Source organism: Micromonospora sp. WMMD736, assembly GCF_049179015.1.
In the GTDB taxonomy this organism is placed as follows: Bacteria; Actinomycetota; Actinomycetes; order Mycobacteriales; family Micromonosporaceae; genus Micromonospora.
In genome coordinates, this window is the sequence record NZ_JBMHMI010000001.1 from 4,498,005 (window position 1) to 4,519,209 (window position 21,205).

The following is a 21,205-nucleotide window of genomic DNA, read 5'->3' on the forward strand; positions in this document are numbered from 1 at the left end:
CTTAAAGCGGCTAACAACGGCGTTCCCATTCGCGACTGCTTCAGCAGGTGATATTTACCTCAGCCGAGTCAGTGATTTCGGTGGCTCCCCTGAAAAGGTTAGCCACCCAAGTTCCAGAACTGCACGGCACGCCTACGCTCGTACCGCCACCGACATTGAAGGTGGGCGAGTAGGCTTTGAAATCCCAGACTCCCAGCCTCTTCTTCCATAGGCCAACTTTGTACGTGCCGCTCGAGCAGTCGCCGCTAACGTTGGCACCGGCGTAGATGACACCGTATGACAGGAAGGGCTTGGTGATGTTCATGGTGCAGACCGCAGCCGCCGCCGGCTGTGCGTGCACTAGACCGATTGCCAACGTGGCACCGACCGTTCCGACAAGCGCCGCTAAGCGCCGAGACTGATTCTTCTTCAATTTCCCCGTTTCCCTTCTTGCGTGGGTGACGCGTTGGACGCTATCAGTCTTGATCTATCTGCCAGACGATCGAAGTCAATCTTGAGGATTTCTTGAGGTAGGAGCCGACAGCCTTCCGGTGCGGCTGGACCACCGCCTTCCGTGCCGTCGAGACCCGCGCAGTGAGGTTCACTGCACGTACCCCCGACCGCGAACCCGGGCGGCTCTTCGCTCCCCCGTGGACACGCTCCGGGCCAATGGTGGAAGAGGCGGCATTGCCGGAGTCCGGCGGTAGGCGACCTCATCGACCGGTCCACCTTGGCCGGTTGGAACTTGGCCTTGACGGGAGCGTGGCCTCCGAAATTGTCGGGTCTCAGGACCTTCGTGACAGGTTTGCTGCGCCGGAACGAGAAACGCACGGTGCCTCCTTCGCGCTGTCGTCTTGGGAAGGGCCGCCCCGAAAGTGCTCGCCGGACAGGGCGGCCCCGGTACGAACACGTCCGCCGGGTTCGGGTCCCTGCCGGCCGCGCCGTCTGGTTCCACCCTGCGACGACAGGACTACGCTGGGAAGTAGGTCGATGCTTTCAGCGGCTTTCAGCAGGGGGACCCGTGGAAGATCTAGGCGGGCAGTTGCGTCAAGCTCGCATCGAGGCCGGCGTTTCGCTCGCCTCGGTGGCGGCGCGGTCGTGCTATTCGGCTTCGCATCTGAGCAACGTCGAGGCAGGACGACGGACCGCTACCCCTGACATCGTGCTCGCCTACGCGCGGGCATTCGGGGAGGGTGACGTGAACCGTCGACAGGTGCTCGGGCTCGCGGCGGGTGCCGTCGGTCCCGTAGTAAGCCGGTGAGCTGATCCGGGCCGGTTTCAGCGCAGCTCTTGATGGGCGAGGGGCCGAGGAGGACTGGCGCGAGCGAGTCGACCAATACGGGCGGGACTACATGGCCGTAGGCGCGGCGGTACTTCAGGCGCGTCTCGCGAGCAACCTCGTGATCCTTCAGCAGCACCTCGACACGCCGCGCATGTGGACGCACGCAGCGCGAGCGCTCGTGACCTACGGCAAGACCACGCCCAACCCCGTCGAGGCAATCCGCTGGTATGACCTCGCGGCAACGGCCGCTGACCGGTCCGACGACCTCGGTGTGCGTGTTTGGGTACGCGGAAGGGCAGCCATCGCCCTCGCCTACGAAGGGGCAGCATTGCCCACCGCCCGGCGCTATGCCGAACAGGCCATTGCACTTTCCGACCGGCCGTCACTCGGGCGCGTACAGGCCCTCATGGCACAGGCGCACGTCGCAGCCGGACGCGGCGATGAGGCAGGGGCAGTTTTGCACGACACCGAGGCTCGACGGGTTTTCGACCACGTTGCGTCGCCCGACGGCGAAGGCTCGGATACCGCCGTGCCGCCGTGGCGCATGGCGACCTTCCGCAGCATGTTGTACGCCCGCCTCGGCATGCTCGGACCGGGCAGTGAGGCGCAGCAAGAGGCCGACCGGACGCGGCCGGCGGGCCTACCCCGATTCGCGACGCACATCGAGCTGCACCGGGGCCTGACCATGACGAAGGCTGGCGACCGGGCCGGCGGGGTCGCCTACGCACGCCAGGCGTGGGAGGCCCTCCCAGCCGAACGCCGATCGCAGAGCCTTGCTCTTATGCTTCGCGAGGTCGAGCGGGCCGGTGGTTGCCACCGGCGCGGGAACGAAAGCACCGTCGCGGCTGGCTGATCGTCGGACGGGGGCAGAGTGATCATCAGCGCGTCCTCCCAGCCCGTCCCCGCTGTTCCTCGGCAGCTGCGTGTGCCCCCAACGGGAACTCGCAGACGGTGCGCCAGGGGCTCAGGCCGGGCGTTCCGGCGATGAGGCGCACCATGTCGACGGCCGCACCGATCGGCAGCTGCGCCGCGACGGTCTCGGCGGCGTGGCTCAAGGTGGGCTTGGGGGCATCCTGGCCGAAGGTCAGATGCGGCACCACGTCGGTGTGCTCCCCGGCATAGGGGGCGGTCTCGGGAACCGCTGCCACACCGCCATGGTGAGGTTCACGAACGGACGGTCCGGCTGCGGTGCCAGCCATACGACCGCGTCACCGAACCAGCCGATGCGCGTCAGCTCGACGTCGAACCGCGGTATGCCGGCAATGGTCCTGCCCAGCACGGTCAGGGCCTGCTCATTGATCTGCTGTGGCGCTAGAAACGGGTAGAGAAGCCACCGGTGCCGGGCCGGCGAGGGAGCAACACCGCGTGCCATTGGGCGAGGACAGCAGGGTCAGCCGAGGTTGCGCGAGATCGGGCATCGATCCCCATGACCCGATGCGCGATGCGTGATCGGAGTGTTGCGTTGCGTGCCTGTGGATAGCCGGCGCGTCATCCACAGGTGATCGCGGGTCCGCCGGCAGAGCGGCATGTTGCGTTTCCGTTGATGCAGGGCGATGGGAGGCGATGGTGACGGACAGGCAAGAGAACCCGGACGGTGGCGATCGGGGTCGGAGCGCGCGCGAGTGGATCCGTGACGTCACCGGCTTGGTGGCTGCCCTCGCCGGACTGGTGGCAGCCGCGACGACACTGCTCGTGACCCTGGCGAGCCGTTAGTGCGGCCGAGTGGCGCACAGGCCCGATCCGGCCCTCGGCGAGGCGGCCGAGGGCCGACCACCGTCACCGCCTCCAGAACAGCAGGTGAGTTACGCCGCTGGGGCTGGGCACGGTATCCAGGTGGAAGCGGTCGAGCAGTTCGTTAGGGCTCTCCCACAGCCGCTCGCCCCGGTGCAGGTCGACGGGGGCGACGGCGATGTGCATGGTGTCGACCAGGTCGGCGTCGAGGAACGCGCGGATGGTCGCCACCCCGCCGCCGAGGCGTACGTCCCGCCCGTCGGCTGCCTCCTTCGCCCGGGCCAGTGCCTCGGCGGGGCTGGCGTCGAGGAAGTGGAACGTGGTGTCGGCCAGGGTGAACGACGGTCGTACGTGGTGGGTGAGCACGAAGACCGGCGTGTGGAACGGCGGGTTGTCGCCCCACCATCCCTGCCACTCGTAGTTCTCCCACGGCCCACGCTGGGGGCCGAACTTGTTGCGGCCCATGATCTCGGCACCGATGTTGTGTTCGGCGTCGCGGGTCAGGTAGTCGTCCAGGCCCCGGGTTCCGCCGGGCTCGCTGCGGTAGATGAAGCTGGCGGTGGCGGCCCGCCAGGAGAAGAGCGGGGTGGGGTCGGCGTGGCCGAAGGGACGTTCCAGACTCTGCCCCTCCCCGGTGCCGAACCCGTCGCGCGAGACGTTGAAGCACTGCACCCGCAGTAGCTGTGGCATGAAGACTCCTCGTGAGATCGGCGGACGTCAGTTGACGGTCGCGGTCGGTCCGCCGCCGCGACCCCGGTCGTCGAGCACGAGCGGGGCGCGACCGTCCACGGCGTACCGGATGTGGGTGACCTGCGGCGTGTGGATGACGCGGGTGGGCGTCAGCTCGATCGCCTCCTTGGCCGCGAGGCCGAGGTCGGCGTCGAGGAGCCGCAGGCCGGTGCCGAGCACGACCGGTACGACGTGCAGCTCCAACTCGTCGAGCAGTCCGGCCCCGAGTACCTGTCGCACGAGGCTGCCGCCGCCGGCCACGGCGACGTTCTTGTCACCGGCCACGGCGCGCGCCTGCTCGACCGCGCTGGCTACGCCGTCGGTGACGTAGGTGAAGCTGGTGCCACCGCCGCGCCGCAGGGTCTCGCGGGGCCGGTGGGTGACGACGAAGACCGGGGCGCGGAACGGTGGTTCGTCGCCCCACGGCGCCTCACCGCCGTCGGCCATCCGCCGACCCATGACGTACGCGCCAGCCGCCTCGAACGTCTCGGCCAGCACGTCGGAGTTGGCGTCGTGCTCGCCACCGGCGAAGCCCTGCCGTTCGCGCCAGGCCGCCGCCTCGGTGGCCCAGCGGGTGACCCGGAAGAAGCCAGCGGCCTCGGCCGAGTCGATCCAGTCGCCGTCGCCGTCGAACTGTGGGCCGGCGTAGAACCCGTCCAGGGAAACCGACAGCTGTGCGGTCACCTTCGTCATCTCGCGTGATCCCTCTGCTCCGGTGGCACCCGTCGGGTGCCTGCTCGCAACGAGGTCGGAGTCGAGCAGGTTGCCCCTACCGGGTTGCACTGTGACCTGGGTCACTCACCAGGCCCGGTAGGCTGCCGATCATGCGGATTGGCATCGTGATCCTGCCGGACCAGCGCTGGAGCCAAGCGCAGCACCGCTGGCGGCAGGTCGACGAGTGGGGCTTCGACCACGCGTGGACGTACGACCACCTGGGCTGGCGCGACCTGGTCGACGGCCCGTGGTTCGACTCCATGAGCACCCTGACGGCCGCCGCCACCGTGACGTCCCGGATTCGACTGGGCACGCTCGTGGCGTCGCCGAACTTCCGCCACCCCGCCGCGTTCGTTCGCCAGATCACCACGGTGGACGACGTGTCGGACGGTCGACTGCTGCTCGGTCTCGGTGCGGGTGGCATCGGCTTCGACTCGGCGGTGCTGGGTGGCGACCCGCTGCCGCCGCGCCAGCGGGTCGACCGGTTCGCCGAGTTCACCGAGTTGCTGGATCTGATCCTGCGCCAGGACGGCACCACCTGGCGCGGCGAGTGGTTCGCGGCGGTGGACGCCCGCAACAACCCCGGCTCCGTGCAGCAGCCCCGGGTGCCGTTCGTGGTGGCCGCCAACGGGCCGCGCTCGATGCGGCTGGTGGCCCGCTTCGGGCAGGGATGGGTGACCACCGGCACCGGCGACGACAACGACCTGGCGGGCTGGTGGACCAGCGTCTCGACGCTGTCCGCGCGGATGGACCGGACGCTGGCCGAGGCCGACCGCGATCCGGCGACGCTGGACCGCTACCTCCTGCTGGACTCCGCGCCGGTGTTCTCGCTGAGCAGCGCGCAGTTCTTCGCCGACCAGGTCGGCCGGGCCGCGGAGCTGGGCTTCACCGACGTGGTGACGCACTGGCCGCGCGCCAGCAGTTGGTACGCCGGCGACGAGGCCGTCCTGGTCGACGTGGCGACCCGACTGCTGCCCGAGCTGCGCGGCTAACGCCGGCTCAGGTGCCCAGGTCTCCGGTGGCCAGGCCGCCCTCGCCGCCGGAGACCAGCCGCAGGCGCAGGCAGACTATCGGGGTGTCGTCGTCGACGGGTGTGCCGAGCCGCGCCCAGTAGGCGGCGTGCCCCGCCCGCCACTCCTCGATCGAGCGGTCGCCCTCACCTTCGGCCCGGGCGAACTCCCAGGGCACGTCGCCGAAGCGGACCACGTCGACGCCAGTGATCTCGACGACGCCCGCCAACGCGTCGTCGTCGTCGTCGACGAGCGCCAGTCGTTCGCCGACCTGCTCCAGTTCCTCGTTCTCTTCGGCGTACTCGGCCAGCCGGCCGGCGGTCGCGGTCTTCACGCCGGCCAGCACCAGCGTGTTGAGGGTCGTCCGCAGCTCGCCCGGCGTGCCGAGGGCGAGCGTGCGCAGGTCACCGATCCGAGGCCACATCCTGCCGAGGCTAGGCCAGCGCGGCCGGACGCGCCCTCGTAATTCGTCCGCCGCGGCTCAGATCATCTGCGCGGCGTAGCCGGCGGCGTCAAGCAGCCGCTGGTCACCGGTGGTCGCGTGGGCGTCGAGGACCGCGTCGGCCAGTTTGACCACGTGCGCGTCGCCATGTCGGGCCGCCCGCGCGAACACCTCCGCCGGGGTCCCGGTGGCGACTGACGGCGGCGTCACCGCGTCGCTCGGGGCGTACACCGAGGTCACGGCCGCCGTCGCGGTCCAGGCCGCGGCGAAGCTCGGCGCCCAGAGCGCCCGGTCGAGTGCCGGCAGGGTACGCAGCACGGCGGTCGGCGCCGTCACCGCGTGCACCAGCATGACCGGCTCGGCGTGCCCGAAGCGCAGGTAGTCGAGGCCGGCGCGGTGCACGAGCGTACCGAGCCCGCGTTCCGCCTCACCCGGCGTCCGCGCGGGGCGCAGCGCCGCGAGCGCCGGTTCCCACCGGGGTACGCCCACCAGCCGGCCCAGCCGCTCCCGGATGCCACCGCTCTGGTCGTCGATCCGGGGCACCCCGGCCAGCGCGGCGGCCACGTCCGGCCCGGCGGTGCCGGGGTGGCCCGACGAGGTCGGCGCGAGCAGCCGGTCGGCGCCGGGCACCGGCTGCCAACGGGCCGCCCAGTAGCCGAGGGCCTGGCCCAGTTCGGTGAGCCGGGGCGGGTTCGCCCCGTGCAGGTGCAGGGCGCGTACCGCGTGCCCGACCCGGATCACCCCGTGGGTGGCGCCCGCCGCGATGCCGGGCAGCAGTCGGGGCCACCAGGTGCCGAGCACGTCCCGCCACGGCGCCTCGCGCAGCTGCCGGTCGAAGTACGCCAGCCAGTCGCCGGCCCGCTTCGCGTCGCCCAGCGCCGCCCGCCAGTCGTCGATCGGACGCAGCCCGCGGGGTAGCTCGTCCAGTCGGGTGAGGTAGTCGTCCAGCCAGCGGTGTACCTGTCGCTCGTGCCCGTGCCGGGCCAGCGCCTCGACGGCCATCGGGCCGTGGTTGGAGAGCCAGCCCTCGTACTCGGGACCGGTGTGGTGCAGTCGTTCGTACGCCTCGTCGAGGATTCCGTCGCTCATGCGTCGATCGTCGAAGGTGAAGCGCGCTTCAGGTCAACCCGGCAATTCCGCGCCGGTGATGAGGCCGGTGATCCGCAGCGCGGCGGCGGTCTCCGGCGGGCAGTCGACGGCCACCACGGCCGCCCCGAGGACCTGTGCGCCACGCGTGGCGCAGATGTCGTAGAGGGCGCGGATCTGGGCGCCGGTGCGTACCCAGTCGTCCACCACGAGCACCCGGTCGTCGGGGCCGAGGTGTCGCTCCCGTACGGCCAGGTCGACCTGCCGGCCTCGGTAGTCCGGCGGGCTCTGTGCCCAGGTGAGTGGCCCGGCCGGGAGTCTGCCGTCGCCGGGTTTGTGCGCGGCCACGAACCCGACCCCGAGGGCGGTCGCGGCCAGCGGTCCGAGCAGCAGGCCGGTGACCGCCGGGGCGAGCACCACCGTCGGTCGGGCCGCCCGGTACGGGGCCACCAGGGCCGGTCCCAGCTCGGCCAGCACCGTCGGGTCGCGCCACCAGCCGGAGATGTCGCTGACCAGGTGGCTGACGCCCGGACCGGGGTCGATCCAGCGGAACAGGGCGGCCAGACGTTCGGTCAGATCGGTGGGCATCCGTCCATCGTGCGGCACGGGCGCTCGACGCGTCCGCACCTGGGCCGCTCGACTGACCCCGGCTCGGATGATCGGCTATAGGTACGGGGCAAATACTGGCATACCACCATGATCACGTTGACTTCGGAAGTGCTTCTCTCGTTACGGTCCGACCCGGTTTGTTCAATCGACGAAAGGACCGGGCCGGTGGCAGGTAGGCACTCCCGTACCCGCATCTTCTCCTCCCCGGCGGGCATCGCGGCCACCGCGGCGGTCGGTGTCGCCCTGGCCGTCGGTGGCACGGTCGGCGCGGTCCAGCTCACGTCGGGCTCCGGCCAGTCGGGGCAGGCCGCGCTGGACTTCACCCCCACCATCGCCGGCAGCCTCACCCCCGGCTCCCCGAGCGCCTCCCCGAGCGCCAGTGCCACCGCGACACCGAGCGTGACGGCCAGCCCGTCCGCCAGCCGGTCGCCGCAGGCCGCCTCCCGGGGCAAGGCCCGCACCGCGTCGCCGAAGCCGAGCCCCAAGGTCAAGAAGACCACGGCGGCGGCGAAGGTGCTGGAGAGCGGCTCGTGCGGCGCGTCCTTCTACTCCGACGGGCAGCTCACCGCCAACGGCGAGTCGTTCAACCCGAACGAGTTGACCGCGGCGCACAAGACCCTGCCGTTCAACACCAAGGTCCGGGTGACCAACCCGAACAACGGTAAGTCGGTCGTCGTGCGGATCAACGACCGTGGGCCGTTCATCGACGGCCGCTGCCTCGACCTGTCCCGTGCCGCCTTCGCGACCATCGCCTCGGTCGACGTCGGTGCGCTCACCGTTCGCTACGAGGTTCTCGGCTGAGCGTATTCGAGAACGCCGATCCGGTCGCCGGCGTGGGCCGGGCGGACAGAACATCCTCGGACGACGGGCCAGGTTCATTCACCCGTTCACGTCGATCAGGCATGCTGTCCCTCGTACCCACGCGACTCCTCCAGTCGGGCCGTAGCCCGCTGAGCCCCGGATCCCGCGCCGGCATCGGCGCGGCCGTCGTCCTGCTCGCGATCGTCTCGGTGCTGGAACTGGCCGACGGCCGCCGGGCGCACTACGTCGCGCTCCTGGCCGCCGCCCCGATCCTGGCCGCCGCGCTGGCGGCCTGGCGGGTGGTGCTGGGCGTGGGCACCGTGGCGACCCTGATCGGGATCGCCTTCGCGGCGACCGACCCGAAAATGATGTTGGTGACCTCGGTCAACATGGTGGCGGTCGGGCTCGCGAGCGGGCTGGCCGTGGCGGTGGCCTGGGTGCGACAGCGGCAGGCGGAGCGGATCGCCGAGCTGACCAAGCTCGCGTCGGTGGCCCAGCAGGCCGTGCTGCGACCGCTCGGACCCCAGATCGGCATGCTCTCGGTGGCCGGTCGCTACATCTCCTCCACCGCCACCGCCGAGATCGGCGGTGACCTGTACGAGGCGATCGACACCCCGTACGGCGTCCGCATGATCATTGGTGACGTACGCGGCAAGGGTCTGGACGCGGTCCGCCTGGCCAGCATCGTCCTGGGTTCGTACCGGCACGTGGCCTACGAGCGGGCCGACCTGCGTGCCGTCGTCGCCGACCTGGACCGCGCGGTGGCCCGCAACGTCGGCGACGAGGATTTCGTGACCGCCGCGCTGGTCGAGGAGCGGGGCGGGACGCTCACCATCGTCAACTGCGGCCACCCCTCCCCGCTGCTGCTGCGCCGGGGCGCGGTGATCCCGTTGGAGCCGCCGGCGCCCGCGCCGCCGCTCGGGTTCATGCCGGCGGTCCGTCCCCGGGTGGAACGCCTGGAACCGGGCGACCGGCTGTTGTTGTTCACCGACGGTCTCGGTGAGGCCCGGCGGGACGGGGAGTTCTTCCCCACCGCCGACCGGGCGTGGCGGCTGCTCGGGCACGGCACGGTCGCCGACGGGCTCGCGTCGCTCGAGACCGCCCTCGTCGAGTGGGTACACGGCCGGCTGGACGACGACATCGCGCTGGTCCTCATGGAGTACGTCGGTTCCCGTAAGGGAGTGACGTCGGCCGTGCCGAGCTGGGAGGTCGGCGCCGCCGAGAGCTGAGCGCGGGGACTGTGTAATCGCCGTCACTCCGCTGATCGGGTTGTCGCTGCCTACCCACGAGTAATACAGTCGTGGTTACTGATCGGTAACACCTGTCCGGAAGCGGGGCCAGTGAGCATGACCCACTACAAGAGCAACCTTCGGGACCTCGAATTCAACCTTTTCGAGGTCTTCGGGGCGGACCGGGCGTTCGGCCAGGAGCCGTACTCGGAACTGGACACCGACACGGCCCGGAGCTTCCTCGCCGAGGTGGACCGCCTGGCCCGCGAGGACCTCGCCGCCAGCTACACGGACAGCGACCGCAACCCACCGGTCTTCGACCCGGCCACGCACACCGCGCCGCTGCCGGAGTCGTTCAAGAAGTCGTACCAGGCGTTCATGGACTCGGAGTTCTGGCGGCTGGACCTGCCGCCGGCCCTCGGTGGCACCAACGCCCCGCGAGCCCTCTGGTGGGCCCTCGCCGAGCTGGTGCTCGGCGCGAACGCGCCGGTCTGGATGTACTCCTCCGGCCCCTCCTTCGCGCACGTGCTGCACGTCGAGGGCACCGAGCGGCAGAAGGCCTGGGCCAAGCTCTTCATCGACAAGCAGTGGGGCTCCACGATGGTGCTCACCGAGCCGGACGCCGGCTCGGACGTGGGCGCCGGTCGTACCCGGGCGATCCAGCAGCCCGACGGCAGCTGGCACATCGAGGGCGTGAAGCGCTTCATCACCTCTGGCGAGCACGATCTGAGCGACAACATCGTGCACTACGTGCTGGCCCGCCCGGTCGGTGTGGAGGGTGTCGGCGGTCCCGGCACCAAGGGCCTGTCCCTCTTCGTCGTGCCCAAGTTCCACTTCGACGAGACCACCGGCGAGCTGGGCGAGCGCAACGGCGTCTACGCCACGAACGTCGAGCACAAGATGGGTCTGAAGGTCTCCAACACCTGCGAGATGACCTTCGGCGAGCACGGCGTACCGGCCAAGGGCTGGCTGCTGGGCGACAAGCACGACGGCATCCGGCAGATGTTCATGATCATCGAGTACGCCCGGATGATGGTCGGCACCAAGGCGATCGCCACGCTCTCCACGGGCTACCTGAACGCCCTGGAGTACGCGAAGAACCGGGTGCAGGGCGCCGACCTGGTCCAGCAGGCCGACAAGACCGCCCCCCGGGTCACCATCACCCACCACCCGGACGTGCGGCGCTCGCTGCTGTTGCAGAAGTCGTACGCCGAGGGTCTGCGCGCCCTGGTCCTCTACACCGCCACCTGGCAGGACAAGGTCGCGCTCGCCGAGGCGGCCGGCGACGAGAAGGCCACCAAGCTGGCCAAGCGGGTCAACGACCTGCTGCTGCCGCTGGTCAAGGGCGTCGGGTCGGAGCGGGCGTACGAGCTGCTCGGGCACGAGGCCCTGCAGACCTTCGGCGGCTCCGGCTTCCTTGCGGACTACCCGTTGGAGCAGTACGTCCGGGACGCCAAGATCGACACCCTGTACGAGGGCACCACCGCCATCCAGAGCCTCGACCTGATCTTCCGCAAGATCGTTCGGGACAACGGCAAGGCGCTGCTGGCGGTGTCCGGCGAGATCCAGGAGTTCATCTCCACCGAGGCGGGCAACGGCCAGCTCAAGGAGGAGCGGCAGGCGCTCGGCAGGGCGCTGGCCGAGATCCAGAACATCCTCGGTGTGCTGACCGGCTGGCTGGGCGAGGCGCAGGCCGGCGACCCCCGCGCGCTCTACAAGGTGGGCCTGAGCAGCCGGCGGTTCCTGCTGGCGATCGGTGACCTGGTCGTCGGCTGGCTGTTGCAGAAGCAGGCCGACGTGGCGCTCAAGGCCCTCGCCGGCGAGGTCTCCGCCACCGACAAGGCGTTCTACACCGGCAAGGTGGCCGCCGCCCGGTTCTTCGCCCGTGAGGTGCTGCCGCGGATCGGCGCCGACCGGCGCATCATCGAGGGCACCGACCTCGACGTCATGGACCTCCCGGAGGAGGCCTTCTGACCGCGCCACGGCACGCTTGAGCGGTTCCGGGTCGCACCACCCGGCACCCTCGGTGACGGCCGGTGGGGCCTGCGCCCCGCCGGCCGTCGCCGCGTCCGGGTCACACCCGAGGCGCACGAGAGGTGGCGCGTGTTGGCCGGGCGCGGCCGGGTATGCCGCTGCCGTGGCGGGTAACCCGCCTCGACCACGGGAACGCCCAGAGCCACCGCACGGGGGAATGCAGCGCACATGGGTGTAGGAAGCGGCATCTTTCTCATCGCGCTCGGCGCGATCATGACCTTCGCGATCCGGGCCAACGTCTGGTGGATCGACCTGCGCGCGGTCGGCTGGGTGTTCATCCTGGCCGGGCTTGCGGTGCTACTGACCACCCTCTGGTTCTGGCAGGACCGGCGCAAGCGGGCCCGGACCCTCATCGTGGAGGAGAACCGGCTGTCCCATCCCACGGCGATGATGCCTCCGCCGCCGGACCCTCCGCCGCCGACCGCGCCACCGTCCTGACCCCTTGAGCGCGTACGCCTGAGCCACCCGTCCGAACGGCGGGTGGCTCAGCCGCGTGCCGTGTGCCGCTGGGCGATCGGCGCTCCGCCCCGGTCCCACTCGGTCCAGGCGGCCGCGCTGCGGTGCACCGCCAACTCGGCGGTCCGCAGCCCCTCCTCGTCCGCCGTCTCCGGGTCGAGAAACGCGGAGAGCAGCGAGACACCCGGATTGTGGGCGATCAACAGCACCACCCGAGCCGCCGAATCGGCCGTCCGGGCCAGCGACAACAGTTCCTCGGGGTGGGCGTCGTACGCGCCGGGCTCGTAACGCACGGTCGGGCGCGGACCAGCCGGCCCGCCCTCCGGGGGCGAACCCGTCATCCCCATCGCCACGCCGTGCCAGGTCTGCCGGGTCCGCAGGGCGGTCGAGCAGATCACCACGTCGGGCAGCAGGTCGTGGTGGGCCAACCACGCTCCGGCCGCCGCCGCGTCGGCCTCACCACGGGCGCTCAGTGGGCGCTGGGCGTCGTCCGTACCCTCGCTGCCCGGCTCGGCCTTCGCGTGCCGGAGCAACACCAGTGTCCGCGCCTCGGCGGGGCTGTCCGTCATGCCCCCAGCTTGCCCGATTGGCGATCTCCCTGTCGGGGTAAGTCCAGGGATGCCGCACCCCCTACCAACGGCCCACGGCGGGTCGTACGCCAGGTTAGAGCCGAGGAGCGAGACATGGGCATTGGTGGCAGCATCTTCCTGATCGCGCTGGGCGCGATCTTCGCATTCGCCGTGGAGGCCGACCTGGGCTGGTTGAACCTGTCCGTCGTCGGCTGGGTGCTGATGCTCGCCGGTGTCGCCGGCCTGCTGGTCACCCTCTACTTCTGGAACAGCCGCCGTCGTACCGTGGTCGCCGCGCCGGTCCGCGAGGAGCCGGTGGTGGTCGACCGGGTGGTGCCGGTCCAGGACGACCAGGTCATGCGGGAGTACCGCGAGGTGCGTCGGCCGGGTCGTCCGGTCTGACGTGCGAACCGTCCGAGCCGGGGTCCCGCAGCGTGGCGGGGTCCCGGCTCGCTGCTGTGGATGACGGCTCAGGCGAACAGTGCGAAGTAGATCGCCACGTGGTGACAGAGCGCTGCCACCAGCGTGCAGGCGTGGAAGAACTCGTGGTGGCCGAAGACCGTCGGCCACGGGTTGGGCCGGCGCAGGGCGTAGAAGACCGCGCCGACGCTGTAGATCGCCCCGCCGACGATCAGCAGCACCAGCGCCGTGACACCGCCGCCGTGCAGGATGTCCGGCAGCATGGCGACCGCGACCCAGCCGAGCGCCAGGTAGAGCGGCGCGGAGACCCAGCGCGGCGCGTGCGGCCAGACGAGCTTCAGCGCCACACCGCCGAGAGCCCCGCCCCAGACCAGGGCCAGCATGATGGTGGCCTGCCGGGTCGAGAGCAGCATGGCGCAGAGCGGGGTGTACGTGCCGGCGATGAACACGAAGATCATGCAGTGGTCCAGCCGGCGCATCACCTGGTAGCCGCGCTCCGACCACACCCGACGGTGGTAGAGGGCGCTGGTGCCGAACAACCCGCAGACCGTCAGGCTGTAGATGGCGCAGCTCACCAGGGGCGTCCAGCCCGGGCGGGTGGCGGCTATCGAGCAGAGCACGATGCCCGCGACCAGGGCGACGAAGAAGGCGTACGTGTGCAGCCAGCCGCGCATCCGGGGCTTGCCGATGTCGACCGGCTTCAGGCGAAGCGGGGCGGAGGTGGTCACGCCCTCAGGTTACGGCACCGTAGGTTACTTTCAAGTAGTCCGACCGGTGACGCGTGGCACGCGCCGATCTTGCAGATTGTGTGGTTGAGATGAGTGGATAGCTCTATTTGTCGCCACAGAAAGTGCAAGATCGTGAGGGATGGAGAGGCCGTCCGTCGGTGAAGATGGGGCGATGCGGATTCGGCCCGTGGGGGCGCATGCCCTGTTGATCGAGTGTGGTGGGGTTGGCGGTTTGGCCGCGTCCGAACTCGTCGAGGCCTGGCGGGCCGAGTTGTGGCAACGCCGCCAACGCGGAGACCTGACCGCCACGGAGATCGTCCCAGCAGCCAACACAGTCCTGCTGGACGGGCTCACGAACCCCGCCGTAACCGCAACCCAGCTGTCCCGCTGGGCACCCACGGTCACCGCCGCGGCCCACACCCCCGCCGAGCCCGCCGATCTTGCACTTGCCGTGCCGACAGAACGCCCCGATCAGGTCATATCGACAGCAGAAACTGCAAGATCGACGCAGGGGGCAGGCGCGGAGGTCGTCGTCGAGGTCCTGTTCGACGGGCCGGATCTGTCGGTCGTCGCCGAGCGGTGGGGCGTGGACGTGGCGGGGGTGCGGCATCGGCTTACCGGCACGTCTTTTCGGGTCGCCTTCTGCGGCTTCGCCCCTGGCTTTCCCTATCTGACCGGGCTCCCGGCCGAGCTGGCACTGCCCCGGCTGCCCACCCCACGCCCACGGGTACCGGCCGGCTCCGTCGCCCTGGCCGGCCCGTACGCCGGGATCTATCCCAGCGCGTCCCCCGGCGGTTGGCTGCTGGTCGGCCGGACCGACCTGCCCCTCTTCGACGTCGACAGCGACCCGCCGGCCCGACTCGGCCCCGGCACCCGCGTACGAATGGTGGCGGCGTGACACCTCCCGCCGAGATCGAGGTGCTGCGCGCCGGAGCGCTCACCACCGTGCAGGACCTCGGGCGGCCCGGCTGGGCGCACCTCGGCGTGCCCCGGTCCGGCGCTCTCGACCCGGCCGCCCTGCGGCTCGCCAACCGGTTGGTCGGCAATGCCGAGGAGGCCGCCGGCCTGGAGATCACCCTGACCGGCTGCACGCTGCGGCTGACCCGGGCCACCACCGTGGCCATCACCGGCGCTGAGGTGACCGTCCGGGCCGGGGACCGGGCGGGCGACACCGGACGTCCGCTCAGCCTGCCCGCCGGCACGGTACTGCGCGTCGGCCCGGCCCGTCAGGGCGTACGGAGCTGGCTGGCCGTCGCCGGGGGCATCGACGTGCCGGCGGTGCTGGGCAGCCGCGCCACCGACACCCTCGCCGGGCTCGGCCCGGCCCCACTGCGCGACGGTGACCGGCTGCCGCTCGGCGTGCCGACCGGGGAACCCGCACCGGTGGACGTCACCATCGGGGCGACCCCCGCGCCGGAACTGCGTCTGGGCGTACGCCTCGGACCCCGTGAAGACTGGTTCACCCCGACCGCTCTCGACCGGCTGTTCGGCAGCGCGTACACCATCAGTCCGGTCAGCAACCGGGTCGGCGCGCGGCTGGCCGGCGCGCCGCTGCCCCGCGCGGTGGCCGGCGAACTGCCCAGCGAGGGCATCGTGCTCGGCGCGGTGCAGGTGCCGGCGGACGGCCAACCCCTGATCTTCCTGGCGGACCATCCGACCACCGGCGGTTACCCGGTCATCGGGGTGGTCACCGACGTGACCCCGCTCGCGCAGGCCCGTCCAGGTACTACCGTCAGGTTTCATGGACCTCAACGCTGACCTGGGCGAAGGATTCGGCATCTGGCGGCTCGGTGACGACGACGCCCTGCTGGCCCTGGTGACCAGCGCCAACGTGGCCTGCGGCTTCCACGGCGGCGACCCGTCCACGATGCGACGGGTCTGCGAGGGCGCGGTACGGCACGGGGTCGCGGTGGGCGCACAGGTCGGCTACCGCGACCTGGCCGGCTTCGGCCGGCGACGGATCGCGTACGACTTCGCCGAGCTGCGCGACGAGATCACCTACCAGTTGGGCGCCCTGGACGCGTTCTGCCGGATCTTCCGGACCCGGGTGCGCTACCTCAAGCCGCACGGCGCGCTGTACCACGCCGCCGCCACCGACGAGTCCCAGGCGGCGGCCGTGGTCGCCGCCGTCAGCGACCACAACCCCGACCTGCCCGTGCTCTGTCTGCCCGGCTCCACGCTCGCCCAACTCGCCGTCGGCGCGGGCCTCCCGGTGGTCGCCGAAGCCTTCGCCGACCGCGGCTACCTGCCCAACGGGTCGCTGGTACCGCGCGGCACGCCCGGCGCGGTGATCAGCGACCCGGAGGAGGTGGCCACCCGGGCGGTACGGATGGCCACCGAACGGACCGTCGTGGCGGTGGACGGCACCGTGATCCCCTGCCCGGTCGAGTCGATCTGCGTCCACGGCGACACCCCGGGCGCAGTGTCCGCCGCCGAACTGGTTCGCGCCAGCCTGATCGACGCCGACGTCACGGTGGCGCCGTTCGCCTGAGCGCAGGGCGTCGAGCCCGCGGCGTTACGCGTCGAGCCCGCGCAGCACCAGGGGCAGTCGGGTCGCGGCGCCGTCCACCACGCGCACCGGCACCCCCCAGTCCTGCCGGGTCAGGTGGCAGGCGGCGTGCTCGACGTCCGCATCGCAGGTCGCCGCCTGCGCGGTCACCTGGAGCACCCCGCCGGTGACCTCCCCGTTGAGCACGAGTCGGCGGGACAGCTCGGTGCCCGTACCGCCGCCGTCGAGCAGCAGCTCCGGCGGGGACGCCGAGACGACCAGGCGGGTGGACGGCCCGTACGTCTCGTCCAGCTTCTGGCCGGGGGCCGGGGTGAAGACGATGTCCAGGGTGACCTCGCCGGCCGCCACGTCGGTCGGCTTGCGCTCGGTGCGGTGCCGAGGGCCGTCCACCGTGCTCGCGCCCGCCGCCGACAGGGCGCCCGGCGCGAGCCGGGTCAGCCGGTGCGCGGCGGACTCCACCACCAGCACCTCACCGGCCGGGGTGAGCACCAGGTCGCTCGGCTCGGCCAATCCGTCCGCCACCGTGGAGACCTGGTTGCTGGCCGGGTCGAAGCGGCGCACCGCGCCGTTGTAGGTGTCCGCGATCAGCACCGAGCCGTCCGGCAACGCGCACACACCCAGCGGGTGTTGCAACAACGCCGACTCGGCCGGCCCGTCCACGTGCCCGAAGTCGAACAGACCCTGGCCGACGGCGGTGCCCAGCACCCCGTTCTCGACGTACCGGACGGCGCTGGTCTCGCTGTCGGCCACCCAGAGCCGGACGCCGTCGGCCGAGACGGACAGCCCCGACGGCTGCGCCATCCACGCCTCGGGCAGCGGCCCGTCCCGCAGCGCCTCCACGGTGGTGCCCGCGTACATGCCGGCGGTCCGCTTGATCGGGTCGAACCACCAGAGCTGGTGGATGCCCGCCATGGCGATGATCAGCTTGTCGTCGTACCAGGCCAGATCCCACGGCGAGGACAGGTCCACCGAGAGCGCGTCGTGCGCGTGGTCGTCGACCACGGCACGCCACTGCCGCCCGCTGCCGGTGACGGTGACCACCTCGCCGGACTCCAGCCGTACGCCACGCAGGAGGTGGTTGACGGTGTCGGCCACCACCAGGTCGTAACCGGCCACCTCGGCGACCTGCGTGGGCAGCAGGCACAGGCCCTGCGGCTCGGAGAAGGTCGCCGAGCCGGCCGGCCCGTCGGCCCGACCCCGCTCGCCCGAGCCGATCCGGCGCACCACCGTCTCGCCGTCCGGGGCCACCTCGACCAGGGAGTGCCGGGCCGAGTCGGAGACCAGCAGGTTGCCGTTCGGCAGCAGCACCGCCTTGCCCGGGAAGCGCAGCGCGGTCTCCGGTGCCGGCGGAGGGACGTACGGCCCGTCGCCCCGGTGCAGGGTGCCCTTCGCCTCGTGGGTGGCGATCAGCTCGTCGATCAGCCGGGCCAGCCCTTCGGCGTGACCCTCGCCGGCCATGGTGGCCACCACGTACCCCTCGGGGTCGATCACCGACAGGGTCGGCCAGGCGCGGGCCGCGTACTGCTGCCACATGTCCAGCTCGGGATCGTCGAGTACGGGGTGGTGCACGCCGTAGCGCTCGACGGCGGCGACCAGCGCGTCGGCGTCCTTCTCGTGCTCGAACTTCGGCGAGTGCACGCCGATCACGACGAGCACGTCGCCGTACTTCTCCTCCAGCGGCCGAAGCTCGTCCAGCACGTGCAGGCAGTTGATGCAGCAGAAGGTCCAAAAATCGGCAAGAACGATCTTGCCACGCAGATCCTGGAGGGTCAGGTCCTTGCCGCCGGTGTTGAGCCACTGCCGGCCCCGAAGCTCAGGTGCCCGTACGCGCGCTGTCGTTCCCATGCCTGCCAGCCTGCCACGCGGCATCGGCGCGGCCGTCGTGACCCGGACGACATCACGCGCCGGGACCATCCCGGGCGCGAAGCGGCGGGGCCACGGTCGCCCGTGACCCCGCCGTCGTCGGTCCTACTTGGTGGCCGGCTTGAGGCAGAGCACCCGGTTGGTGCCCTCGCCGGGCAGCACCACGTGGGGCTGCGCCGGGTCGGCGCACTTCTCCTTCGCATCCACCTTGGAGACGATCGTGAACGCGCCCGCCTCGGTGCAGGCCACCTCCGAGGCACCCTGGCCGACCTGCTTGACGCAGGTGCCGACTGCCGGGTCGAAGGCCGGCGTGTCGTCGCCGCCACCGAACTTGCCGAGCAACATCAGCAGACCGAGCGGCACCGCCAGGATGAGCACGGCGGCGATCAGCACCGCGGCCAGGACCCGCCCGTTGCGTACCTTCGGAGTGGGCGGTTCCGCCTTGGGCTCCTCCGCCGCGTCCGGCTTGAACGCGTCGAACCGACCCTGGTCCGATTCGCTGGGCTCCTGGCCCCAGGACGGCGTGGGCTGCGGCGGCGGGAAGGCCGGGAACTGCGCCCCCGGCGGCTGCTCGACGACCGGCCCGCCGAAGCCCGCAGCACCGTTCACCGCGGCGCTCCCGGAAGCCGGCGCACCCGGTCCAAACCGGTCCTCCGGACGCTCCCCGCCGGACTGCGGCCGTACCCCGTTCATCGGCCGGTTGTTGCCCGGCGCGTCGACGAAGGACGGCACACCGGGCGGGAAGGCCGGCGGTGCGGCGGCAGCCGCTGCGGGCGGCTCACCGAAAGCGTTCGGCGCGGACGGCGGTTCCTCGCCCCAGCCGGGGAAGCCCTGCCGTTCCGGCCCGTTCTGCCAGTCCGGTACGGCCGGGCGCTCGGGCGCCTGCTGCCAGTCGGGGACGCTGGGACGGCCGGCGTCCTGCTGCCAGTCCGGTACGGCCGGGCGCTCGGGCGCCTGCTGCCAGTCCGGGGCGCCGGGGCGGTCGGCCTCCTGCTGCCAGTCGGGTGCGCCCGGGTGTTCGGGGCTCGGGTTGGCCTGGAACGCCTCGGGACCCGCCTGCTCCGGCTCGTCCTCCTCGGGCCGGGCCGGGCGGCCGTACACCCGAGGTTGGGGTGCGGCCGTGCTGGCGGGCCGCATGGCCTGGTCGGCCGGGGGCATCACGCGGCTGGCCAGCGGCACCGAAGCGCTCGCCGAGGCGCGGCCCGCCGCGCCCGCGGCCGATTCGGCGTCCGACGCCGGTACGACCGCGCGGCCCGCCCCGGACTCCGGCGAGGTACGCGGAGCGGGCACGACGGCGGCACCAGCCGCCGCCTCCTCGGCCCGGCCCCAGCCGACCGGTTCGGCTTCGTGCGGTACGTCCGGAGTGTCCCGCTCGGGGTACGCCGGCTGCTCGGGAAGCGGGGCGAACGGCGGCGAGGGTACGTAGTCGGCCGGTGGGGCGGCGGCGAGGCTCGCACCCGGTACGCGCTGCTCCTGCGGTGGCAGCGGCACGGCGTTGGCAGGTGAGATGCCGGGCGCGGGTGCGGGCTGATACACCGGCGGCTCGTCACTCCGGTCGGCGTCCCAGCCGCCGCGGGCCTGTGCGGATGCCTCCGCCTCGGCGCGGCCCCACACCTCGCCCGCTGCCCACGGCTCGGCCTGGGCGACGCCGGGAGCGGCAGGCGCCTGGTTGTCCGGGCCGGCGGCGGCCCAGCCGGGCGTCGCGTCGTTGCCGGGCACGCTGACGCTGGCCCGGGCGGACGCCGGGCCGGACTGCTCGGCCTGGGGCCACGCGGTCGGTTCCGGACGCTCGACCGGCTGGTCCTGGGACGGAAGCACCCAGTCCGGTTGCTGCGGACGGCTCTCTGCGCCACCCCAGGCCGTCGGCTGCGGGGCCTCGTCCTGCCCGGGCCAGGTACCGGCCGGGACCTGGGCCGCGCCGCGTGCCCCGGCCGCTTCGGCGGGCGCCCAGCCGGGCGACGCCTGCTCGGCCGGCTGGCCCCAGGTCTGGGGCGCCTGCTCGGCCGGCGTCCACACGGGCTGGTCTTCCCGGGCGGCGGCGGCACCGACGGACCATCCGCCCGATCCCGACGGGTCGTCCTGCTGCGTGGGTACGCCAGCGCGGCCGGCGGGCTGCGCCGGCTCGGCGTGCCACTCCGGGGCTGGAGGGCTGACCGGGGCAGCCCCGCCGGCCCATCCGCCGGAGCGGGACGGGTCGTCCTGGGCGGGCCAGGCGGTGGTGGCCGGGGGCACCTGGGCGGCGCCACGCGCGGCCGGTTGGGTCTGTGCCCAGTCGGGCTGCTGCTCGGTGGAGGCGGCGGGCCAGGCGGGGGCCGGCTGCTCGGGTGGCGTCCAGGCCTGCTGCGCGGGGGTCCACTGGGCGGTCGGGGCCGGCTCCGGCGGACCTCCGGCGGCCCAGGCGGGCTGAGCCGGCTCGCTGGGCTGCGGCGCGGCGGCGGCGCCCCACGCGGGGTTCGGCTGCGGCTCCACCTGGGTCGCCCAGGACGGGTTCGGTCGCGCGGGCGGCGGGGGTGGTGCCCAGCCCAGGTCGGGGCCGGCGGCGTTGTTGCCGTTGTCCGGCTGCGCCGGGCGGTCGCCGTACGGCGCCGGTCCGCCGGCGCCCGGTGACACCTCGTCCGGCTCCTGGCCGGGACGGTGCGGGCCCTCGGACGTCATGGGTGCGCCTCCTCCATCACATGTCGGCCGCCGGTGCCGATCGGTCTCCTCGGCATGGCTGCCGGCGTCACCGGCGTACCGCCGTGCCGGCTCCCCGCACCGTATCCGGTGGCCCCTTGGGGCGTCCAAAGGAGCACCGGTCGTCACTGCCCGTCGCCGGGTGGTGTCGAGCAGCTTCTATCGGCTCGGCGTCGGCCGGGCCGGCGGGCGGCGACCGAAGCCCACCGTACCGGGCGCTGCGGCAGCGCGGAATCCCGGTGTCACGTGCGGGCGTCCCGGTGTGACGCGCGGGTGGAATGCCGATGGCCCACCCGGTGAGCCGGGAGGGCCATCGATCTGGAGGAGGTGAGGGAAGTCGT

General features: G+C 72.0%; 22 protein-coding genes and 1 pseudogene. 11 read left to right on the plus strand and 12 right to left on the minus strand.

Annotation, left to right across the window (positions count from 1 at the left end; translation table 11 throughout):
• Nucleotides 1-40: 40 nt before the first annotated feature.
• The gene (locus ACN269_RS20215) at nt 41-304 is read right to left on the minus strand and encodes a hypothetical protein (protein ID WP_421473885.1); all 264 of its coding nucleotides are present in this window, start codon (nt 302-304) and stop codon (nt 41-43) included.
• A gap of 696 nt (nt 305-1,000) precedes the next feature.
• On the opposite strand from ACN269_RS20215, the pseudogene ACN269_RS20220 reads away from it, so the two are divergent.
• Nucleotides 1,001-2,114 (plus strand): annotated as a pseudogene (locus ACN269_RS20220) (helix-turn-helix domain-containing protein).
• 25 nt (nt 2,115-2,139) lie between these two features.
• On the opposite strand, the gene ACN269_RS20225 reads toward ACN269_RS20220, so the two are convergent.
• Nucleotides 2,140-2,409: a hypothetical protein gene (locus ACN269_RS20225; RefSeq protein ID WP_421476701.1), complete on the minus strand. Its 270-nt coding sequence runs from the start codon at nt 2,407-2,409 to the stop codon at nt 2,140-2,142.
• Nucleotides 2,346-2,633, minus strand: coding sequence for a 2'-5' RNA ligase family protein (locus tag ACN269_RS20230; RefSeq protein ID WP_421473886.1), 288 nt, complete (start codon nt 2,631-2,633; stop codon nt 2,346-2,348). Before ACN269_RS20230 ends, ACN269_RS20225 begins: the two co-directional genes overlap by 64 nt.
• A 194-nt stretch (nt 2,634-2,827) precedes the next feature.
• On the opposite strand from ACN269_RS20230, the gene ACN269_RS20235 reads away from it, so the two are divergent.
• Nucleotides 2,828-2,974: a hypothetical protein gene (locus ACN269_RS20235; RefSeq protein ID WP_421473887.1), complete on the plus strand. Its 147-nt coding sequence runs from the start codon at nt 2,828-2,830 to the stop codon at nt 2,972-2,974.
• A 63-nt stretch (nt 2,975-3,037) separates the two neighbouring features.
• On the opposite strand, the gene ACN269_RS20240 is transcribed toward ACN269_RS20235, so the two are convergent.
• A complete protein-coding gene (locus ACN269_RS20240; RefSeq protein ID WP_421473888.1) occupies nt 3,038-3,682 on the minus strand; it encodes a dihydrofolate reductase family protein in 645 nt (214 codons plus the stop codon).
• A gap of 27 nt (nt 3,683-3,709) precedes the next feature.
• Nucleotides 3,710-4,414: a dihydrofolate reductase family protein gene (locus ACN269_RS20245; protein WP_421473889.1), complete on the minus strand. Its 705-nt coding sequence runs from the start codon at nt 4,412-4,414 to the stop codon at nt 3,710-3,712.
• Nucleotides 4,415-4,545: 131 nt separating this feature from the next.
• On the opposite strand from ACN269_RS20245, the gene ACN269_RS20250 reads away from it, so the two are divergent.
• Nucleotides 4,546-5,427 (plus strand): LLM class flavin-dependent oxidoreductase, encoded by an 882-nt coding sequence (locus tag ACN269_RS20250; protein ID WP_421473890.1) that lies wholly within the window; start codon nt 4,546-4,548, stop codon nt 5,425-5,427.
• Between the two features lie 7 nt (nt 5,428-5,434).
• On the opposite strand, the gene ACN269_RS20255 is transcribed toward ACN269_RS20250, so the two are convergent.
• From ACN269_RS20255 to ACN269_RS20265, 3 genes are read right to left on the minus strand one after another with little or no spacing between them, the layout of a single operon-like run.
• Nucleotides 5,435-5,869: an ASCH domain-containing protein gene (locus tag ACN269_RS20255; protein ID WP_421473891.1), complete on the minus strand. Its 435-nt coding sequence runs from the start codon at nt 5,867-5,869 to the stop codon at nt 5,435-5,437.
• Nucleotides 5,870-5,926: 57 nt separating this feature from the next.
• Entirely contained in the window at nt 5,927-6,976 is a 1,050-nt protein-coding gene (locus tag ACN269_RS20260; protein ID WP_421473892.1) for a hypothetical protein, read from the minus strand.
• Between the two features lie 33 nt (nt 6,977-7,009).
• A complete protein-coding gene (locus ACN269_RS20265; protein ID WP_421473893.1) occupies nt 7,010-7,561 on the minus strand; it encodes a phosphoribosyltransferase family protein in 552 nt (183 codons plus the stop codon).
• A 186-nt stretch (nt 7,562-7,747) separates the two neighbouring features.
• On the opposite strand from ACN269_RS20265, the gene ACN269_RS20270 reads away from it, so the two are divergent.
• The 4 genes from ACN269_RS20270 to ACN269_RS20285 all read left to right on the plus strand — a co-directional run bounded on the left by ACN269_RS20270 (nt 7,748) and on the right by ACN269_RS20285 (nt 12,084).
• Nucleotides 7,748-8,383, plus strand: a complete 636-nt coding sequence (locus ACN269_RS20270) for a septal ring lytic transglycosylase RlpA family protein (protein ID WP_421473894.1) — start codon at nt 7,748-7,750, stop codon at nt 8,381-8,383.
• Between the two features lie 101 nt (nt 8,384-8,484).
• Nucleotides 8,485-9,612 carry a PP2C family protein-serine/threonine phosphatase gene (locus ACN269_RS20275; protein ID WP_421473895.1) on the plus strand — a complete coding sequence of 376 codons (1,128 nt, stop codon included), beginning with the start codon at nt 8,485-8,487 and terminating at the stop codon, nt 9,610-9,612.
• A gap of 117 nt (nt 9,613-9,729) precedes the next feature.
• On the plus strand, nt 9,730-11,586 hold the full coding sequence (locus ACN269_RS20280) for an acyl-CoA dehydrogenase (RefSeq protein WP_421476455.1): 1,857 nt from the start codon (nt 9,730-9,732) through the stop codon (nt 11,584-11,586).
• 228 nt (nt 11,587-11,814) lie between these two features.
• On the plus strand, nt 11,815-12,084 hold the full coding sequence (locus ACN269_RS20285) for a DUF6458 family protein (protein WP_007454197.1): 270 nt from the start codon (nt 11,815-11,817) through the stop codon (nt 12,082-12,084).
• 47 nt (nt 12,085-12,131) lie between these two features.
• Here ACN269_RS20285 and ACN269_RS20290 read toward each other — a convergent pair whose 3' ends face one another.
• Nucleotides 12,132-12,671: a SixA phosphatase family protein gene (locus tag ACN269_RS20290; RefSeq protein ID WP_421473896.1), complete on the minus strand. Its 540-nt coding sequence runs from the start codon at nt 12,669-12,671 to the stop codon at nt 12,132-12,134.
• A 114-nt stretch (nt 12,672-12,785) separates the two neighbouring features.
• Here ACN269_RS20290 and ACN269_RS20295 point away from each other — a divergent pair, with 114 nt between their 5' ends.
• Nucleotides 12,786-13,073, plus strand: coding sequence for a DUF6458 family protein (locus tag ACN269_RS20295; RefSeq protein WP_421473897.1), 288 nt, complete (start codon nt 12,786-12,788; stop codon nt 13,071-13,073).
• A 68-nt stretch (nt 13,074-13,141) separates the two neighbouring features.
• Here the strand turns inward: ACN269_RS20295 and trhA are convergent, their stop codons facing one another.
• Nucleotides 13,142-13,819 carry a PAQR family membrane homeostasis protein TrhA gene (gene trhA, locus ACN269_RS20300; protein WP_421473898.1) on the minus strand — a complete coding sequence of 226 codons (678 nt, stop codon included), beginning with the start codon at nt 13,817-13,819 and terminating at the stop codon, nt 13,142-13,144.
• Between the two features lie 172 nt (nt 13,820-13,991).
• Between trhA and ACN269_RS20305 the strand changes: the two genes are divergently transcribed.
• Genes ACN269_RS20305 through ACN269_RS20315 form a run of 3 tightly spaced genes read left to right on the plus strand, consistent with a single transcriptional unit; the run spans nt 13,992 to nt 16,310 of the window.
• A complete protein-coding gene (locus tag ACN269_RS20305; RefSeq protein WP_421473899.1) occupies nt 13,992-14,717 on the plus strand; it encodes a 5-oxoprolinase subunit B family protein in 726 nt (241 codons plus the stop codon).
• Nucleotides 14,615-15,577: a biotin-dependent carboxyltransferase family protein gene (locus ACN269_RS20310; RefSeq protein WP_421473900.1), complete on the plus strand. Its 963-nt coding sequence runs from the start codon at nt 14,615-14,617 to the stop codon at nt 15,575-15,577. Before ACN269_RS20305 ends, ACN269_RS20310 begins: the two co-directional genes overlap by 103 nt.
• Nucleotides 15,561-16,310 (plus strand): LamB/YcsF family protein, encoded by a 750-nt coding sequence (locus ACN269_RS20315; RefSeq protein WP_421473901.1) that lies wholly within the window; start codon nt 15,561-15,563, stop codon nt 16,308-16,310. The genes ACN269_RS20310 and ACN269_RS20315 overlap by 17 nt, the downstream gene beginning before the upstream one ends.
• 24 nt (nt 16,311-16,334) lie before the next feature.
• Here ACN269_RS20315 and ACN269_RS20320 read toward each other — a convergent pair whose 3' ends face one another.
• Together ACN269_RS20320 and ACN269_RS20325 are read right to left on the minus strand one after the other, a co-directional pair.
• Nucleotides 16,335-18,173, minus strand: a complete 1,839-nt coding sequence (locus ACN269_RS20320; protein WP_421473902.1) for an NHL domain-containing thioredoxin family protein — start codon at nt 18,171-18,173, stop codon at nt 16,335-16,337.
• Nucleotides 18,174-18,296: 123 nt separating this feature from the next.
• The gene (locus ACN269_RS20325; protein WP_421473903.1) at nt 18,297-20,846 is read right to left on the minus strand and encodes an LppU/SCO3897 family protein; all 2,550 of its coding nucleotides are present in this window, start codon (nt 20,844-20,846) and stop codon (nt 18,297-18,299) included.
• Between the last annotated feature and the right edge of the window lie 359 nt (nt 20,847-21,205).

What these genes read in the sequence shown, in the direction of transcription:
- ACN269_RS20250 (WP_421473890.1), top strand. Translation starts at nt 4,546, where the DNA reads ATGCGGATTGGCATCGTGATCCTGCCGGACCAGCGCTGGAGCCAAGCG.
- ACN269_RS20320 (WP_421473902.1), bottom strand. Translation starts at nt 18,173, where the DNA reads ATGGGAACGACAGCGCGCGTACGGGCACCTGAGCTTCGGGGCCGGCAG.
- ACN269_RS20290 (WP_421473896.1), bottom strand. Translation starts at nt 12,671, where the DNA reads ATGACGGACAGCCCCGCCGAGGCGCGGACACTGGTGTTGCTCCGGCAC.
- ACN269_RS20215 (WP_421473885.1), bottom strand. Translation starts at nt 304, where the DNA reads ATGAACATCACCAAGCCCTTCCTGTCATACGGTGTCATCTACGCCGGT.
- ACN269_RS20245 (WP_421473889.1), bottom strand. Translation starts at nt 4,414, where the DNA reads ATGACGAAGGTGACCGCACAGCTGTCGGTTTCCCTGGACGGGTTCTAC.
- ACN269_RS20285 (WP_007454197.1), top strand. Translation starts at nt 11,815, where the DNA reads ATGGGTGTAGGAAGCGGCATCTTTCTCATCGCGCTCGGCGCGATCATG.
- ACN269_RS20275 (WP_421473895.1), top strand. Translation starts at nt 8,485, where the DNA reads ATGCTGTCCCTCGTACCCACGCGACTCCTCCAGTCGGGCCGTAGCCCG.
- ACN269_RS20325 (WP_421473903.1), bottom strand. Translation starts at nt 20,846, where the DNA reads ATGACGTCCGAGGGCCCGCACCGTCCCGGCCAGGAGCCGGACGAGGTG.
- ACN269_RS20280 (WP_421476455.1), top strand. Translation starts at nt 9,730, where the DNA reads ATGACCCACTACAAGAGCAACCTTCGGGACCTCGAATTCAACCTTTTC.
- ACN269_RS20240 (WP_421473888.1), bottom strand. Translation starts at nt 3,682, where the DNA reads ATGCCACAGCTACTGCGGGTGCAGTGCTTCAACGTCTCGCGCGACGGG.
- ACN269_RS20265 (WP_421473893.1), bottom strand. Translation starts at nt 7,561, where the DNA reads ATGCCCACCGATCTGACCGAACGTCTGGCCGCCCTGTTCCGCTGGATC.
- ACN269_RS20230 (WP_421473886.1), bottom strand. Translation starts at nt 2,633, where the DNA reads ATGGCACGCGGTGTTGCTCCCTCGCCGGCCCGGCACCGGTGGCTTCTC.
- ACN269_RS20315 (WP_421473901.1), top strand. Translation starts at nt 15,561, where the DNA reads ATGGACCTCAACGCTGACCTGGGCGAAGGATTCGGCATCTGGCGGCTC.
- ACN269_RS20295 (WP_421473897.1), top strand. Translation starts at nt 12,786, where the DNA reads ATGGGCATTGGTGGCAGCATCTTCCTGATCGCGCTGGGCGCGATCTTC.
- ACN269_RS20305 (WP_421473899.1), top strand. Translation starts at nt 13,992, where the DNA reads ATGCGGATTCGGCCCGTGGGGGCGCATGCCCTGTTGATCGAGTGTGGT.
- ACN269_RS20260 (WP_421473892.1), bottom strand. Translation starts at nt 6,976, where the DNA reads ATGAGCGACGGAATCCTCGACGAGGCGTACGAACGACTGCACCACACC.
- ACN269_RS20255 (WP_421473891.1), bottom strand. Translation starts at nt 5,869, where the DNA reads ATGTGGCCTCGGATCGGTGACCTGCGCACGCTCGCCCTCGGCACGCCG.